Raw genomic sequence first — 16,991 nt, 5'->3', positions numbered from 1 at the left:
TCAAGACGATTTCAGCAAGGAGCCCGGTCATGTCCGTAGTTATTGACACTCACACGCATGCCATTTCCCCAGATAAACAGCGCTATCCGCTCGCACCGGTTGGTGGTCATCAGTCGGAATGGTCCGCAAAGCGCCCCGTCAGCTTTGAAGGACTGCTTGCGTCGCTTGACGAAGCCGGCATCGAGCGTGCGGTCGTCGTGCAGGCATCGACGGTCTACGGCAACGACAATAGTTATGTGGTCGAAGCGGTGCGCAGTCACCCGGATCGTTTCGCCGGCGTGTTCTCGATCGACGTGCTCGCTAGCGACGCGCTCACTCAGATGCAGCGCTGGCTCGACGCAGGCCTGTCGGGTCTGCGTCTTTTCACGACCGGCAGCACGATGCCCGGCCAGGCGGGCTGGCTCGACGACGAGCGCTCGTTTCCTGTGTGGGACTATGCGCAGCGCCATAACGTGTCGATATGTCTACAGATGACAGCGCAGGGCATTCCCGCACTCCTCAATATGCTGGCCCATTTTCCGCGCATCCGCGTGCTGCTCGATCACCTCGCTCGCCCCGACCTCGCGGACGGGCCGCCGTATGACGCGGCCGCGCCGCTCTTCAGTCTCGCGTCGCAGCAAGCGGTCTATCTGAAACTCACGAATCGCACGATTGCCGAAGCATCGCGCGGCGCGTCGACGCCCGGCGCGTTTTTCGCTCGTGTGCTCGACGCGTTCGGTGCGCATCGCATCGCGTGGGGGTCGAATTTCCCCGCGGCAGAAGGGTCGCTTTCGCAACTGCTCGCCGATGCGCGCGAAAGCCTTTCCATCCTCCCGGCCGAAGCGCGCGACGCAATATTCGGGGGCACCGCGTGCACGGTCTATCCCGTACTGGCCGGATAAGGCGGCGGCTTCAATGGCTCACCAACACAACAACCCGAGCACCGACATGCAACCGCTGCAACTGAAAACCGCGCTGAAAACGTACCCGCACACCCGACCGCTCAAAGACGGCGAGCTGACCGATCCCGCAGTGCAACTGGCCTTTGAGGATGTCGAGCCGATTCACCGCGCCTTCGCCCCCATGGCACGCCGTCAGGCCTACGACGTCAGCGAAATGGCAATCGTCACGTATTTGCAGGCGAAGGCTTATGGCAAGCCGGTCGTGCTGCTGCCCGCCGTGGTGGCCGCGCGCTTTCAGCAGGGCTGCATTATTTATAATGCGCAACGCGGCAAGCTCGACGTGGGCAACCTCGTGGGCAAGAAGATCGGAGTGCGCTCATATTCGCAAACCACCGCAATGTGGGTGCGTGCAATCCTCGCCAATACATATGGCGTTCCGCTCGAGAAAATCGACTGGGTCACGATCGAAGGCGCGCATCTCGAGGATTATCGCGATCCGCCCTTCGTGCGTCGCGCTGAACAGGGCAGCCAACTGCTGCCCATGCTGCGCGCGGGCGAAATCGACGCCGCCATTCTCGGCAACGACCTGCCCGACGAAGCGGGCCTCGAACCGGTGATTCGCGATGCAGCCGCCGCCGATCTCGCCTGGTACGCAGATCATCGATACGTACCGGTGAATCACGTCGTGGTAGTGACGCAGGCGCTCGCCGACACGCATCCGTACGCGCTGCGAGCGGTGTACGACCTGCTCCGTCGCGGCAAGGCATGCGTGGCCGCAGAGAACGCCGGCAAGCCCGACAAACTGCTGTTCGGCTACGAAGCGTTGCGCGCGCCGCTCGCGGAAACGCTTGCGTTTTGCGAGCAACAGCGGCTGCTGCCGCGCAAGCTGAGCGTCGACGAGATCTTCGCCGACAGCATCGACATTCTCGGCAACATTGCACGCTAACCGTACGGCCACTTTTCCCACTTTCGAGCGAACCCGAGTTCGCCAATGCTTCACCGCCGCCCATCGTGCATGGGCCAAAGCAAGGAGACACCATGAGCTTGCCTCACCCAGGCGCCATGAAACCGAAGCCGCGCCAGCCGTTCTATCGCGACCTGTCCTTCCAGGTACTAGCCGGCATGGCGCTCGGCATCGCCACGGGATACTTCTTTCCGAAGTTCGGCATCAATCTGCAGCCTGTGGGCGACGCGTTTATCCGCATCATTCAGATGCTGATTGGACCGATCATCTTCTGCACTGTATGCAGCGGCATTGCGGGCGTCAGAGACTTCAGGAAGGTAGGCCGCGTCGCTATCAAGGCGCTGTTCTACTTTGAAGTGGTGACTTCTCTCGCGCTGGTGCTGGGCCTCGTGGTGATCAATGTGCTCAAGCCCGGCGTCGGCATGAACGTCGACATGCATAGCGTGCATTCGACTGCCGTCGACGCGTACGTTGCCAAAGCACATCACGTGGTCACGACGAGCGAGTTCCTGCTCAACGTCATTCCGCACACGGCGATCAGCGCGTTTGCGGGCGGCGACGTCCTGCAAGTGCTGTTCTTCTCGGTGCTATTCGCTTTCGGACTCGCCGCAATCGGCGAACGTGCGCAGCCCGCGCTGAATTTCATCGACTCGGTGTCGGGCGCGCTGTTCTGGGTCATCGGTCTGACCATGAAGATTGCACCCCTCGCCGCCTTCGGCGCGATTGCCTTCACGGTCAGCAAGTTCGGCTTCGGCACCCTGCTCTCGCTCGGCAAGCTCGTGTTGGAGTTTTATCTGACCTGTGCACTCTTTTTCGTCCTGATTCTGTGGCCCATCGCGAAGGTGAACGGCTTCAGCCTGCTGCGTCTGATGCGTTACATCGGCGCGGAGCTACTGCTGGTCATCGGCACGAGTTCATCCGAAACGGTGTTTCCGCAACTGGTCGACAAACTGGAGCGGCTCGGCTGCGAGAAGTCCGTTGTCGGCCTCGTGCTGCCCACCGCCTATACGTTCAATCACGACGGCACTTGCCTGTATTTCGCGGCAGCCGCGGTGTTTCTCGCACAGGCCACCAATACGCCGATGAACTGGCACGATCAGCTCGTGCTGCTTGCCGTACTGCTGTTGACGTCAAAAGGCGCTGCGGGTGTCTCGGGCGCCGCGATTGCCGTGCTGGCCGCCACATTGGCTGCATCCAACACTATTCCCGTCGAATCTATCGCGCTGATTCTCGGCGTTCACAAGGCCATGTCGAGCGCATTCGTGTTCACCAATATCGTCGGTAACAGCGTAGCCACCATCGTGGTCGCGAACTGGGAAAAAGCGCTTGACCGCGCCGCGTTGCGCCATGAATTGAGAACGGGCTTCAGGCCGGCCGGGATCGCGCACGCCACACTCGAACAGCCAGGCAGTAGTTCAGCCGGCCATTGATGAAGCAACGGCGGCACTGTGCATCGTGCCGCCACGCATGACAGGATGATTGCTGAAACATCCATTGTCATTTTAGTTAGGCTTGCAAATCAAAATCACAATCAAAACAGGAGACAAGCGGTGATGAATATCTGGAGAAAGATTGGGCTCGTCGTTTCTGCCACTGCCGGCATGCTGGGCATGATGCCCGCACACGCGCAAAGCAGCGTGCAGCTATACGGCACCGTGGATGGCGGCATACGCCATCAGACCAACGCCGCAAAAGGCGGCGGCTCCGTGACCACCATGAACTCCAACGGCTACTACAGTTCGAACAAGCTCGACTTCCGCGCGAAGGAAGATCTCGGCGATGGCTGGAATGCGCATTTCCTGCTGGAAAGCGGCTTTAACCTGGGCAACGGCCAGTTCGACAACACCACGGGAACCGAATTCAACCGCCAGGCGTTCGTGGGTATCGGGAATTCGAAGTACGGTTCGCTCGATCTCGGCCGCCAGTACACCATTGCGCACGACATTATCAGCGTCTACGATCCGTTCGGCTTTCACTTCACGCCGATCATTCCGCTGACGGTCGCCTCGGACGGCACGCGCAACAATAACGACATGAAGTACAAGAATACCTTTGGACCGCTGCTCTTCGAAGTGGACAATTCTTTCGGCGGCGTGGCAGGCAACTTTGGCAGCGGCGCCGCGCGCGCAGTAGGCGTGAGCTATGCGACCGGCCCCATCGGAATTGGCGGCGTATACGGGCACCGCAGCGTGCTGACCGGTTCCACATATATCGGCGACAGCTACTACATGGTCGGCGCCAGCTACAAGATCGGTCCCGTGCGCCTGTCAGGAGGCTTCATGTCGGAGGATCTGCGGAATCCCGCAGCGCCTCATCAGGTCACGAACAACGGCTTCGGCGGCCTGTCATGGACTATCACGCCAACTGTCGTTTTCCGCGGCAGCTACTATCAAACCACTGTATCCAACGATAAATCCGGCCGACGGGGACTCTCCGTGCTGTCGCTTGGCTACCTGCTATCGAAGCGCACAACGCTCTACAGCGAATTCGACTACACGTCGTACCGGCACGCAGTGGTGAGTACGCTCAATCCGGCCGGCGTCAATAGTCAGACTGCGTTCACCATCGGCATCGACCATCTGTTCTAACGGCAGTTTTATCTTGCGCGCGCTTGCCGACAAATCCACTATCGCACGAAGGCGATGCTGACCGGAGATGGGACGTCGACCGTTTGGCCGGTGTCAGAAAGCTTGCCGGATGCGGTGTCGACGGCGAACACTTTGACATTGCCGCTGCGCTGGTTGGCGACCAGCATCCACCTGCCGGACGAATCGATCGCGAAACTCCAAGGCTTTTCACCGCCCGAGGCCACGCGTTGGACCAGCGACAGTTCGCCGGAGTCCGCATCGACCCGATAGACGGCGAGCGAATCTTCTGCGCGATTCTGCGCATACACAAAGCGCCCGTCGCCGCTGACGGCGATTTCCGCCCCGCTTCGTGTGCCCTGGAATGTCTCGCTGCTGAGCGGCAATGACTGCAGAAGCGTCAAGCGCACTTGCGATGCGTCCCAGCGAAACACCATTATTTCCGCGGACAGTTCGCTGATCACATAGACATATTGTCCGTTCGCGCCGAAAGCAATATGGCGCGGACCGCTTCCCGCCGGCGCAACGAATGATCGCGAACGAACTGCGTCGTCCGCCGACAGTGAGTGAGCCGCACGGTCGAATCCATAAATGAACACGCGATCGGCGCCGAGATCGGGAACGAGCACATATCGCCCGGAAGGATCGACCACAGCGCTGTGCGCATGCGCGCCGGCCTGGCGGCGGTTCGGCCCCGAGCCGATGTCCTTGACCGTGGACACGAGTGAACCCAGGCTGCCATCGCGATTGACTGTGATGCTCGATACTGAACCGCCGCCATAGTTCGCGGCAAGCAAGGTCATCGAAGGAATGTCCAGGTACAGATTCGTGGTGCCGCTGCCCCTGGTGCCCACCTCGTTAATTCGCTCGAGGACGCCGGTCGCACGATTCACCGCATAAGCGGTCACGCTTCCTTCTTTAGTGTTGTCGTCGTCGACCGCGTAGAGCACCGGCAAAACTGGATGCGCGGCTACCCATGTCGAGCGCGGCCCTTCTGCAACCTTGCCGATTACCGCAAGCTTGCCCGTCGACGGAGCGAAGCGCAGCGCGTGGATCTGACGGTTCTGCGTGCCGACGTAGACCAGTTCGGCCTTCGGCTCTTCAGGCGATTTCACTGTAGTGCTGCATGCACTCAATGTCGCCGCTAGCGACATGACCGCAGCAAACGCGCCGGTCACCATGTACCGAGTGAGCGTAGTTCTCGTTGAGGGCTGTGTCATAGGCGGCGAACCTGAAGGCAAACACAATAAGTAAGTTCACCTCAGATTATTCGATTAGCCCCGAAACGTCCCTGCATAAAAGTTCTATTCACCGGCACTTTTTGTGGCGCGATGCTGGACCTGAAACCCTCACTGCGATGAAGCCTTGCGCTGAGATTGCTGTCGCGCGGCAGCGCGAAACTGGCTCGGCGTTTGCCCGACTTCTCTGCGGAAGAAGCGCGTGAAGTACGCGGCATCGGCAAAGCCGAGTGCAAACGCAATCTGCTCGACCGACATATCGCCAAAGATAAGATTGCGCTTCGCCTCTGTAATGATGCGGGCGTGGATCATTTTTGTCGGGCTTTGCTCGGCTGCTGACGCACACGCCGCACGCAGTTGCACGAGCGAGACAGCCATCATCGAAGCATAGTCCTGCAGCGGCAGGTTCTCGCGGAAGTGTTCGTCGATCAGCTTGCGAAAGCGTTCAACAACGCGAATATCGTTGCGCGTGGGGCTCTCGTGGCCCGTGTCGGCGAGACGCGCCTCACGAACGAGCTTGAGCAGCAGCGTAGTGAGCAGTGCTTCCGTGCCGACCACGTGACCAGTCGCGTCCGATTCCGCCTCTTCCTTAAGATTGTGAATCAGGCTGTAAAACTCCATGCCGGCGTCGGCACAATATGCAAGCGGAATCACTCGCGGCGACGCCCACAGTGCAATGAACTCATGAAGCTTGGCGTTGACTTGCGTGAGATATGCGACCTCGATTGTCACGACCCAGCGGTCGGCGTCCAGCTCGTAGTCGAGACCATGCACGCACTCGGTCGGCAACAACAGCGCACAGGGTCCCTCGAACGGCACACTGCTGCCTTCCAGATTCATCATGCCGCGCCCATTGCGCACGAATATCACCTGGCCATAAGCCGGATGCGCATGAGGTTCGGTTCGCCAGCGGCCTCGCTCCGTGACATGGCCGACATGTACGAACCAGTTCTTCTCTTCAGGCCGCTCAACGTATAGGCGAACCTTCGGAACAGTTGTCATGTTCGCACTGGCAAAAGACCGGGTTTGATACTTTGCCGAGGCACCGTGTGGCATAAAGTCTCCTTGGCCGATGCGGGTTCTTAACGGCCACCGTTAGAATTCCGGCTTCGTGCGCAATGGATCGGACAGCGATGCACAGGCGCGCACGCTACTCGTGGCGGTATGGCGCCGGAACCGCGGAGTGCGAGGAATCCCCGGAGCGGCACAAGTTGCAGTGCGCTGGCGCGAGACAGCGGCGGCGGCAACAGCGGTTTCCACGCGTAACCACGGTTAGACATCCGGAATTGACTCGACCAATTGCTCGACCCATGTCGCGTCGATAGCCGAAATTCTCGCGCGGCCCCAGTAAAACAAGCCCGCGAAAGCACAGTGCATTTTTGCATATCCTCCAGCAAGACGCGCCCTGCTATTAACCCGAATCAGCCGCTCCGCGGCAACGCCACGGCCGCAATCAGAACTTATGCACCATGCCGATAATCGCGCCGCGCGTGTCGGCGCCCGGCGCGACGGCAAGCCCCGTGTAGCCTGTTCCGTTTAGCGTGAAGCGGGCCTGATTGCGGTTCTGAATAAAGCCTGCGGAGCCGTATAACGTAGTGCGCTTAGAAAGCGAATAGGCGTAAGTCAGACCGATCTGTTGCGCATTATTGCCCTGGCCTGTCCGGTCATGCGCGTAACCATACATGACCGAAAGCTGAGCAGCGGGACTGAACGAATACGAACCGGATGCTTCATACACGTCGCGCTTGATGCTGTCGTCGGTCTGATGTTCGTTGTGGTACGCCAGATAGAACCGCGCGGCCCCTACGCCGACAGACGCACCCGCGTTGAACAGTTTGAGGGTCGAGGTTCCTGCGGCATTCGCCGCCTGCTCGTAGCCGGCCGCGATGCGAAATGGCCCGTTTTCATAGCGCAGCGCGGCGTTATAGAACTGGAATCCGTTTGTCGGCTTGGTGGTCGAATCGCGCATCGCCACCATGAACTGCGCACTGAGCCCGTACACCGTCGGCGTGAAATATGAAATTGCATTATTGACGCGTATGGTCAGGCTGTTGAAGTTGTTCATCGGCGAGCCGATGCTCATCACCGCCGTCGGATCGAGTTCGGGATTGATAAAAATGTATTGAGGCGTGTTTTGCAGTCCAAACCGCGTCTCGCCAAACGCGCCCGACACACCGACCCAGGCTTGCCGGTTGAAGGCGGCCGCCGAATTCGAAGCCGCTCCGGTCACACCGGAGAAGCCTTGCTCCAACTGGAAGTTGATATGCAGACCGCCGCCGATATCCTCACTGCCCTTCAAACCATACCGGCTTGCGAAAAGCCCCCCGGATACCGCACGAACCACCGCGCCCGAAGCGGAGTTCCGGTATTCGATGCCGTTATCAATCACACCGTAAAGCGTGACCGACGACTGCGCGTATGCGGCACTGAAAGCGCAGGCCGATGCAATACCGGATAAAGCCAATACCGTCTTTTTCATTTTGTCTCCTGTTTATATTTTGAATGCGCGAGCGCTTGCCCAGCTACGCATATGCATGGCTGACGCAAACATGGTTTTTCCCGCCCATGCACGCTCAACGAATGCGCGGGCGTGACGGAGTCATCGCCCGCGTCTTCGCGCACCTTTGCTGAACATTCAATGCAGCCGCAGGCTCACAGCGCGGGAATGTACAAAGGCATGGCTTCTTCCCACAGCGTGTCCGTAATGGGCCGCTGATTGGTGCCATCCGCATTCATCACCCAGTTCTGGCCGTCCGGCTGGAAGCTGTTGTCGTATAGCGCGAGTTCGTCACGAAAGCCATAGGTGCCGGAGCTGTACGCAATGCGGCCGTCCCACGTCCATACAGCATGCCCCTGGTTCGAGCCGTCCGTAGTCAGGCGTGTGAGGCCAGTGCCATCCGGTCTGATGGTGAACACGTCGTAGTTGAACCTGTTCGGATCGGCGGCATCGATCTGCTTACGCGTAAACACGATCTTGCTGCCGTCCGGCGACCAGCCCGGCAGATTGTCCGCACCGGTCGTCAAAACTGTCGAGCTGCGGGTAGTCAGATCGAGAATGCGCAGCCCTTGTACCGTGGCGCTCCACACGCGGTAGACGAGTTTCTTGCCGTCCGGCGAATAGCTCGGGAAACCCGCATTGATGGAACCGTCCGTCAGCGCCTCGGCCTGGCCGTTCATGCTGCCGTCGGTCCTGATACGCATGATCTGGCCCGCACCGGTACTGCGTGTGAAGAACCAGTTGCCCACACCGAAGGCCACCCACTGACGATCCGGCGACCATGTCGGCTGAAATGCGCCGGCGAGCCCCTGCGCGATTGCAGCCGGGTCCAGACCGCTCGTGGCCGGATCGTAAACACGCGTATAGCCGGACAGATTGGGATTGGTGACGGCAATCGAAGAACCCATTGCCTTTTCCGTGTACACCAGTTTTGCACGGTCTCTGGACAGTTGCGGGAATACGTCGAGATAGGTGTACTTCCAGGCCGGGTCGAAACTGAATAGCGGCGTTCCGTTGGCGCGCGCGGGAGCGAACGCGACTTTTTCGTAGACCAGCTTCGTGCCGTCTGGCGAGTAGCGCGGCGAGCGGATACCCGTATTGGCCGTTGAGCGGAAGGTACCCGCCGTCGTATAGAGCCCCTCTGTTGAGCCGCCTTTCACGTGATACGCGACACTGGTCGCATTCAGATATTGCGGGAATACCTTGAAGCCCGCAGTGGACGTCAGCGTCGTTCGGGCGAGGCTCGAAACATCGACTGACACGAGCTGAGAACTGACCGAGTCGATCGACTCGGGACGGTGTGCGCCCCATGTCGATTCCACCGGCGTTTCGTAAAACACGACCCGCTTGCCGTCCGGCGACCACGAGGGCGATCCTTCGTCGTAGCCCGATACGCCGGCCACTTTCTTCCAGCCGGAGCCGTCCGGCCTGATGATGTAGATGCTGCTTTCCTGCGTGCGCTCCCAGCCTGTGGGCAGATTGTGGCCGCGCCAATCGGAGCCGGTATCGGAAGATAGCGCGAGCCACTTGCCGTCCGGCGACCATGACGGCCTGAAGTAACTATGCGGCCGTGTCGGATCGAAACCGAGCGAGCCCGTCACGTTATTCAATGCGCCGGTCGATACGTTGAGGGTCCAGATGTTGGTGGTGCCGAAGCCGTCCTTGCCCCGGCGCGACGAGACGAATGCGATCAGGTTCGGGTCCGTCGGCGAGACGGCGGCCGCATCGTCGACGGCAATATGGTCGGTTAGCCGCTCGAGACCCGTGCCATCCACTTTCACACGATAAAGGTTCGATTGACCGAGACCATCGCGCTCGGAGGTGAACACGATCCACTGGCCATCTTTGGAAAACGACGCGTGATAATCGAAACCGGCGGTGGGAATCAGCTTGTGTTCGCCGGTACCGTCGGCGTTCGAAATGTACAACTCTGAAGTGACAGGGCCGACCCGGTTAAGGTACAAGGTTCCATTCGACGCCGCGCTTGCCGCGCCGGCGACGCAGACCGAAGCGCACCCAATGGCTATGCAGCCGAAGAGCTTTTTCAAAGACGAAGTGAGATGCACGGCAATGCCTCCATTAGTTTTATGTTCGAGCGAGCAGCTCGTGGTGCTTCTCCCGGATATTCAGGGGCACGCGTGAATGCGCGAGGTCGCGCGGATCACTCTTCGGCTTTCCAGTACATGAAGCCCATGCCCTCGCCGGTGCCTGCGGGCGTGCGCCAACACGGCACGTAGTCCACCAGCGTCATGCTGGCGCGCGTTTCCTGCACCGCCTTCATCACGCTGACATAGAGCTTGATTTCCGAGGTGCCCGACTGATACGAGCGGTTGTCCACCGCGGCGAGACCGTCGTAGTCATAGTCGGCGAGCATCTTCATGATGCGGCGGTCGAATTCCTCGTCGTTGACGAAGTGCGACAGCCCGCCCGACGCGAAGATGCCGACTCGCACATCGTCGGGCCACGCGTTGATCGCATCGCGCAACACGGCTCCGAATTCGATGCAACGCGACATGGACGGCTGCGTCGGCGGATAAAAGCAGTTCATGATGACGGGCACATGCGGCGGCGGTGCGTCGCCCATGATCTGGTGATAAACAAAGCTGTATGCATGCGGCACGACGGGATACTCCGGCAACGGCTTCATCCATACGTTGTCGGGCCACGCGAACAGATCGGTCAGATCGAAGCCCTCACGTTGGAAGTGCTCAATCAGATAAGTGGCCAGCTTCGGATGACATTTGTGAGTGACGTGGTGATCCGGTGCATACACCGAGCGCTGCGGCGGCCCGTTATGCACTTCCTCGCCGCTGTAGATCGCGATTGACGGCGAGCAGTGCGTGAAAATTTCTTTCTGATCCTTGCCGAGAATGATCGCCACATCGATCTTCGCATCGCGATACGCGGCGGCCATGGCGTCGAGCGCGGCGCGGCAGCGCGCGGCGCGCGCGGTGCGTTCCTCGAGCGTCAGAAATTTTTCGAACGCCGCTTCGCGATGCGCTTCCAGCTCCGGATAAGTCCAGGTCCGATTGCGATACCACAGTTCCGGATTGCTACGATCGCGCTCACCGTTCTTTAGCCAGTCTTCCGGTGCCTGACCCAGCATGCCGCTGTGCGGCACTGCCATCCCGAATACAATCTTCGCCATGTATGGTTTCTCAGTGAATTAAAGTGTTCTGCAACGCGGCCCGAGCGCATTGAGCGTCACACGGGCCGGCTATGCGGCGCTCTCTACGCCTGCCGCAACGAAGCCTGCATTTCCGTGACCTTCGGCGCCCATTCGGGGCGATACAAAATCGCCGTTGCAAGCGCTCCGAGCGCGAGGAAGACGAGGATCACCATCATCGGCAGGTCATAGCTTCCGCTCACATGGAGCAGCCACCCTGAGAGGCTCGCCGTCACGCCGCCGGCGAGGCTCGTCGCCACCTGCTGCACGCCCGTGACGAGTCCGATCGCCTGCCTGGGAATCAGGCTCAGGCGCGAAAGCACGAGATTGTTTGCGGTAACGAGGCCAAGCAGCGAAAGCGACAGCACATTCCAGAACAGCGCCATTTCCAGCGTCGACGCATACGCGCCGAGCAGCACCGTGCATCCGCCGACAAAGCCCGTGATTGTGAACAGCTTGCGCACGAGAATGGCGTTGTACCCTCTCGCAATGATCCGGTCGGCTGCCCAACCGGCCAGCGCCGCGACAATTGCGATGCCGGCAAAGCTGAAGAACGTGAAAAGCCCGGACCTCGAAAGCGAAAGGTGACGTTGCTCGACCAGATACGAAGGCATCCACGTCATGCAATAGAACGTGAAATAGCCGTAGCAGAAGTTGGTGATGAGACCGCCCCACACCACCGGGCTCGACACGATGCTGCCAAGGCTCACGGTGCGTGCGCGCCGGTTCGCCGCTGCAAGTTGCTCCTTCGTCGGCAGATCGTTGCGGGCCAGCAGCAGCCAGGGCGCGAGCCAGATGAGACCGATGAGACCTGTGGCGACAAACATCACCTGCCACGAATAGTGGACGATGAACCATGCACCCACCGGCGCACCCAATGCCGGGCCGAACTTGTTGCCCATCGCCAGCAGGCCGACGGCGAGGCCGTTCTGGCTCTCGTCGAAGTTGTTGCGAATCCAGCGATAGCTCGCGGGAATCACAATTGCCTCGGCCATCCCGATGATCAGACGCATGACGACGAGGCTCGCGAGCGCCGTAACCGCTCCCATCAGCGCAGTAGCGATGCACCACAAGCCAAAGCTGATCGCGTATGGCCACTTGACGCCATAGCGGTCGGCAACCCAGCCCATCGGAATCTGGAACGCGCCGTACGACCAGAAGAATGCCGCGTTGATCCAGCCGCGATCCACGTTAGTGAGCGCGAAATGCCGGATGAAATTTGCATCCGCCAGCGTCGACGAAATACTGGTGCGGTCGACGAACGAAATCAACACGCCGAGCGCAAGGAGCGCGAGCACGGCCCAGCGGCTCACGCTTCCTTGTCGTTCAGGTTTGTTTGTCTCCATCTGCTGTTTTCTCTTTGATTGGGTTGGACTGCGAATAACACCGGCGGCCGGACGCATCGTTTCGACGGATCCAGCATATTTGACGATGACGGCCGCGTCCCTACACAAAAGTCACTTTCAATGGCACTTTTGTTTCGGTCTGCCAGCGTTGATCGGCCTTTTGAAAAGTCCCGGCGATTCTCGGTTTTGTGCAGGGACGCGAGCACGGCGATCCAATATTCTGCTTTCTCGCTTTTCGCGGCGCCCAAAAGCGCGCGCCCGTTTCGGGCGCAAAGCCCTCAAATAAAAGAAACAGACTCGGAGACAGAATGAAGAAGCTGGTCTATCCGGTATCGGCCATTGCATTGGCATGTCTATTGAATACCGCTTATGCGCAATCCTCGATCACGCTTTATGGCGTTGTCGATAACGGCATCGAATATCAGAACGGCGGTGCGGGCGGCGCGGTCCGCGCGGTATCGAGCGGCCTTTTCGCAACCGTATACGGCCTGACGGGTCATGAAGATATCGGCGGCGGCGTCAGCGTCGATTTTCAGCTGGAGCAGGGATTCTCGGGCGTGACCGGTGCGGCGACCGACCCGACGGCCTCGTTCAATCGTCTCGCATGGATCGGCGTGTCCGGACGTTTCGGTGAAGTGCGCTTCGGGCGTCAGAAGAAGCCGGAATACCTGTTTCTGAACGGCGAAGTGGATCCGACCGCAGTCAAGAGCTTCGCGTCACCGATCAACAACTTTACTGACGCGTCCGTGCGCGCGAGCAACGCCATTGCCTACTTCCTGCCGGATTTCCGTGGTCTGACTGTGCAGGGCATGGTCTCGCTGCGCGATCAGACGACGAAGCCGTCGAACGGCCTGCGCTTCTACAACGTCGTGGCGCGCTATGTTCACGGACCGTTTCATGTCGGGGCCGGCTACGAATCGTCGGCGAACACAGCCGGCACGTCGGTGCAGAAAATCTTCAGAGCAGCCGCGTCTTACCGGCTGGGCGCCGCGCGGCTCTATGCCGCGTACCAGACGGAACGGCAGAGTGATAACAGCGAAAAGCGCGACATCTACGAAGCATCGGGCACCTATCTGTTCAATCCGTTCAACCGGCTCTCGGTGATGTACGGTTATGCGCACGACCGGACGGGCCACGGCAACAACGCGCAGCAGGTCGGGCTGATCTACGAATACTATCTGTCGAAATCGACGATCCTGTACACCGCCGCCGGGCTCATTCAAAACCGCAATCAGGCGCAATACACGCTGGACGGCACGCAATATTCCGGCATCGCGGTCGAGCCGGGTGCGTATGCGCGCGGCGTCATCGTCGGAATGACGCACAAGTTCTGATGCGCAGGCGGCGCTTTACGTCGCCGCCTGCGCAGGCTCAACCACCGCGCCGTCGACAAGACGCCACGCGCCCAGCGGGTTCGCTTCCTTCAGCGCATCCGGGAGCAACGCATCAGGCAGATCCTGATAGCAGACCGGGCGCAGGAAACGGTCGATCGCCGTCGCGCCCACCGACGTGAACATCGGATTTGAAGTCGACGGGAATGGCCCGCCGTGAACCATCGCTCTGCATACTTCAACACCCGTCGGGAAGCCGTTCGCGAGGATCCGGCCAGCCTTGCGTTCGAGCACAGGCATGAGGCGTTGCGCGTCGGCGTGGTCCACCGCATCGATCTGCAGCGTGACGGTAAGCTGCCCCTCGATGTGTTCCGCAATCTGCAGCAGCTCATCGAAATCACGGGCTCGAATGATGACAGAGGCAGGACCGAACATCTCCGCCTCGAGCTCACGCGCAGCGAGGAGGCGCGCTGGATCGGTCACATAAAGCACCGCTTGCGCGGCATTGGGGCGCTCGCCTGCCGACTCGCCCTCTGCCACCTTCGTCACGCCCTGAACCGCGCTGACGTTTCTCGTCGCGCTGCAGTAGGCGTCGAAGATACCTGGCGTCAGCATCGTCTGCGCCCGCTTCAAAGCAAGTGCATCCGCGGCTGCTCTAACGAACCGGTCGAGATCCGGGCCGTCGATGGCAACGACGAGACCCGGGTTCGTGCAGAACTGACCGGCGCCCATCGTCAGGGAATCGGCAAACGCGCTACCGATCTCTTCGGCCCTCGTCGCAAGCGCGCCCGGAAAGAGGAAGACCGGGTTGATGCTGCTCATCTCCGCATACACCGGAATCGGTTCGGGGCGCGCATTGGCAATTCGCATCAGCGCAATCCCGCCCTGCCGGGATCCTGTGAAACCGACCGCCTTGATGGCCTTGTGCGAGACGAGCGCTTCGCCGAGCGTCCGACCCGCGCCGAACAGCAGCGAGAACGTGCCCTCCGGCAAGCCCTGCTCCTTCACGGCCTTCTGAATTGCACCGCCGACGAGCCTCGAAGTACCCAGATGCGCACTGTGCGCCTTCACGATGACAGGCGCGCCCGCGGCAAGCGCCGATGCCGTGTCGCCACCCGCGACCGAGAATGCAAGCGGAAAGTTACTCGCACCGAATACGGCGACCGGACCCACCGGCACTTTCGCGAGACGCAGGTCCGCGCGCGGCAAAGGTTGGCGCCCGGGCTGCGCATGATCGATAGTAGAGCCGAGGAAATGCCCGTCCCGCACGACTTCCGCAAAGAGACGCAACTGCCCAACCGTGCGCGCACGTTCTCCTTGCAGGCGTTGCACCGGCAAACCCGTCTCCGCATGCGCGCGCTCGAGGAGTTCGTCTCCGAGGTCCAGAATATTGTCTGCGATTGCCTCGAGAAATGCTGCGCGATTTTCAAGCGGCACCTTACGATAGCTGTCGAAAGCCGCGGACGCGAGCGAAGCCGCGCGCTCGACTTCCGCGGCACCGCCCATTCCGAACACCGGCTCCGCGATTTCCGAGTTGGTCGCGGGATTGAACGCGCGCTGCTCGCCCTCGTTACCGCGCACCTCGCTAAATCCGATTAGCATTTCGCCATTGATTGTCATACCAGACTCCTGAAACGGGTTGTGTATTGCCGGCTGGTTTGCGAGCCGATTCATTGTGAGCTGAACGATGGGAGGTGGACAGACACACCATGAGCAGTCGTGGTCAACGCGCTGTCTGCGAGTGCAACGTCTCGCGTTGGGCAAGCGGCTTGAACAGCCGATTCCATGCAAGGCTGACGACGACCGTCGCGCATCCGCCCAGTACGACTGAGCCGATGACGCCGAACGCCGTAGCGGTCACCCCGGACTCGAACTCGCCCAACTGATTGCTCGCGCCGATGAACAGCGTGTTGACAGCAGCGACTCGTCCGCGCATGCGATCCGGCGTTTCCAGCTGGATCAGCGTCTGACGCACGATCACACTGATGGTGTCCGCGCCGCCCGAGATCGCAAGCAGCAACAGCGATAGAAAAAACGAACGCGAGAGCCCAAAGGCCGCAATAGACATTCCGTAGATGGCCACGGCGACCAGCAGCTTCTTGCCGACGCCGCTGCCGATCGCATGGCGCGACAACACAAGGCCGACACATAGTGCCCCGGCAGCAGGCGCACAGCGCAGCAAGCCGAGCCCTTGGGGCCCGACATGCAGAATCTCTTTCGCGTAGACCGGCAGCAGCGCGGTCGCGCCGCCGAACAGCACGGCAAAGAGATCGAGCGAGATACCGCCGAGCAGCAACGGGTTGCTCCACACGAAGCGCAAGCCGGCGAGCACCGTCTGCGCCGTGACGGGCTCGCGCGGCGGCGCGACGTAGTCGTAGCGAATGATCGCGTACATCACGGCGCTCACGCAGAACACCGCGGCGCACGTCAGATATAGCGCGTTGACGCCCATCGCGAACAGCAAGCCGCCCAACGCCGGTCCGGCTATCACGCAGACCTGCTGAACCACGGTGCTAAGCGCCATAGATCGTGCGAGCAGACTATGCGGAACGAGCATCGGCAAGAGCGCCTGCTGCGCCGACATCTGAAACGGCCGGACCGCGCCAAGAGCGAGCGAGAGGCCCAGCAACAGGTCGCGTGTCACGACATGCGTTACTGTGGACGCAACCAGCAGCGCGGCCGTCACGGCCTGCGCGGCGAGACAGACCGCGACGATCTGGCCGCGATGCATGCGATCGGCGCAATGACCGGCGACGAAAGTCGTCGCGAGTCCGGGAATGAACTGGAACAGTCCCACGAGCCCGAGGGACCACGCGCTCGATGTCAGATCGTACATGTGCCAGCTGATCGCGAGCATGAGCATCTGCTGCGCGGTGATCGAACCGGCGCGGGCTATCAGAAAACGCGTCAGCGACGAATGTTTTCGCAAGGGCGCCTCCGCCGCCGGTGGCGACGTATCGTTCAGGCGCGTCATGACCGCTGC

General features: G+C 60.6%; 13 protein-coding genes. 5 read left to right on the top strand and 8 right to left on the bottom strand.

What is annotated here, in order from left to right:
- Window positions 1–29: 29 nt before the first annotated feature.
- The 4 genes from A3AC_RS0100495 (at window position 30) to A3AC_RS0100480 (ending at window position 4,433) form a co-directional block, all read left to right on the top strand.
- A complete protein-coding gene (locus A3AC_RS0100495; protein ID WP_025596510.1) occupies window positions 30–881 on the top strand; it encodes an amidohydrolase family protein in 852 nt (283 codons plus the stop codon).
- Window positions 882–894: 13 nt separating this feature from the next.
- Window positions 895–1,827, top strand: a complete 933-nt coding sequence (locus tag A3AC_RS0100490; protein ID WP_198017956.1) for a hypothetical protein — start codon at window positions 895–897, stop codon at window positions 1,825–1,827.
- Window positions 1,828–1,919: 92 nt separating this feature from the next.
- Complete coding sequence (dctA, locus tag A3AC_RS0100485) at window positions 1,920–3,275, top strand: C4-dicarboxylate transporter DctA (protein ID WP_025596508.1); 1,356 nt, start codon at window positions 1,920–1,922, stop codon at window positions 3,273–3,275.
- Between the two features lie 123 nt (window positions 3,276–3,398).
- On the top strand, window positions 3,399–4,433 hold the full coding sequence (locus tag A3AC_RS0100480) for a porin (protein WP_025596507.1): 1,035 nt from the start codon (window positions 3,399–3,401) through the stop codon (window positions 4,431–4,433).
- A 38-nt stretch (window positions 4,434–4,471) separates the two neighbouring features.
- Here the strand turns inward: A3AC_RS0100480 and A3AC_RS0100475 are convergent, their stop codons facing one another.
- The 6 genes from A3AC_RS0100475 to A3AC_RS0100450 form a co-directional block, all read right to left on the bottom strand.
- Entirely contained in the window at window positions 4,472–5,545 is a 1,074-nt protein-coding gene (locus A3AC_RS0100475; RefSeq protein WP_232231871.1) for a lactonase family protein, read from the bottom strand.
- 234 nt (window positions 5,546–5,779) lie between these two features.
- Complete coding sequence (locus A3AC_RS0100470) at window positions 5,780–6,670, bottom strand: helix-turn-helix domain-containing protein (protein WP_025596505.1); 891 nt, start codon at window positions 6,668–6,670, stop codon at window positions 5,780–5,782.
- Window positions 6,671–7,121: 451 nt separating this feature from the next.
- Window positions 7,122–8,147 (bottom strand): porin, encoded by a 1,026-nt coding sequence (locus A3AC_RS0100465; protein WP_025596504.1) that lies wholly within the window; start codon window positions 8,145–8,147, stop codon window positions 7,122–7,124.
- A 173-nt stretch (window positions 8,148–8,320) separates the two neighbouring features.
- Window positions 8,321–10,231 carry a PD40 domain-containing protein gene (locus A3AC_RS0100460; protein WP_025596503.1) on the bottom strand — a complete coding sequence of 637 codons (1,911 nt, stop codon included), beginning with the start codon at window positions 10,229–10,231 and terminating at the stop codon, window positions 8,321–8,323.
- A 95-nt stretch (window positions 10,232–10,326) separates the two neighbouring features.
- The gene (locus tag A3AC_RS0100455) at window positions 10,327–11,313 is read right to left on the bottom strand and encodes a protocatechuate 3,4-dioxygenase (RefSeq protein WP_025596502.1); all 987 of its coding nucleotides are present in this window, start codon (window positions 11,311–11,313) and stop codon (window positions 10,327–10,329) included.
- Window positions 11,314–11,396: 83 nt separating this feature from the next.
- Entirely contained in the window at window positions 11,397–12,677 is a 1,281-nt protein-coding gene (locus A3AC_RS0100450) for an MFS transporter (protein ID WP_025596501.1), read from the bottom strand.
- A 308-nt stretch (window positions 12,678–12,985) separates the two neighbouring features.
- Between A3AC_RS0100450 and A3AC_RS0100445 the strand changes: the two genes are divergently transcribed.
- Window positions 12,986–14,011, top strand: a complete 1,026-nt coding sequence (locus A3AC_RS0100445) for a porin (RefSeq protein ID WP_025596500.1) — start codon at window positions 12,986–12,988, stop codon at window positions 14,009–14,011.
- 15 nt (window positions 14,012–14,026) lie between these two features.
- Here A3AC_RS0100445 and A3AC_RS0100440 read toward each other — a convergent pair whose 3' ends face one another.
- Complete coding sequence (locus tag A3AC_RS0100440) at window positions 14,027–15,628, bottom strand: aldehyde dehydrogenase (NADP(+)) (protein ID WP_025596499.1); 1,602 nt, start codon at window positions 15,626–15,628, stop codon at window positions 14,027–14,029.
- Between the two features lie 103 nt (window positions 15,629–15,731).
- The gene (locus A3AC_RS0100435) at window positions 15,732–16,937 is read right to left on the bottom strand and encodes an MFS transporter (protein WP_025596498.1); all 1,206 of its coding nucleotides are present in this window, start codon (window positions 16,935–16,937) and stop codon (window positions 15,732–15,734) included.
- Window positions 16,938–16,991: the final 54 nt, after the last annotated feature.

Source organism: Burkholderia sp. WSM2230, from assembly GCF_000472445.1.
Taxonomy (GTDB): Bacteria; Pseudomonadota; Gammaproteobacteria; order Burkholderiales; family Burkholderiaceae; genus Paraburkholderia.
Note: the sequence above shows the minus strand (reverse complement) of the source record. Positions and strands in the feature narration are given on the sequence as shown.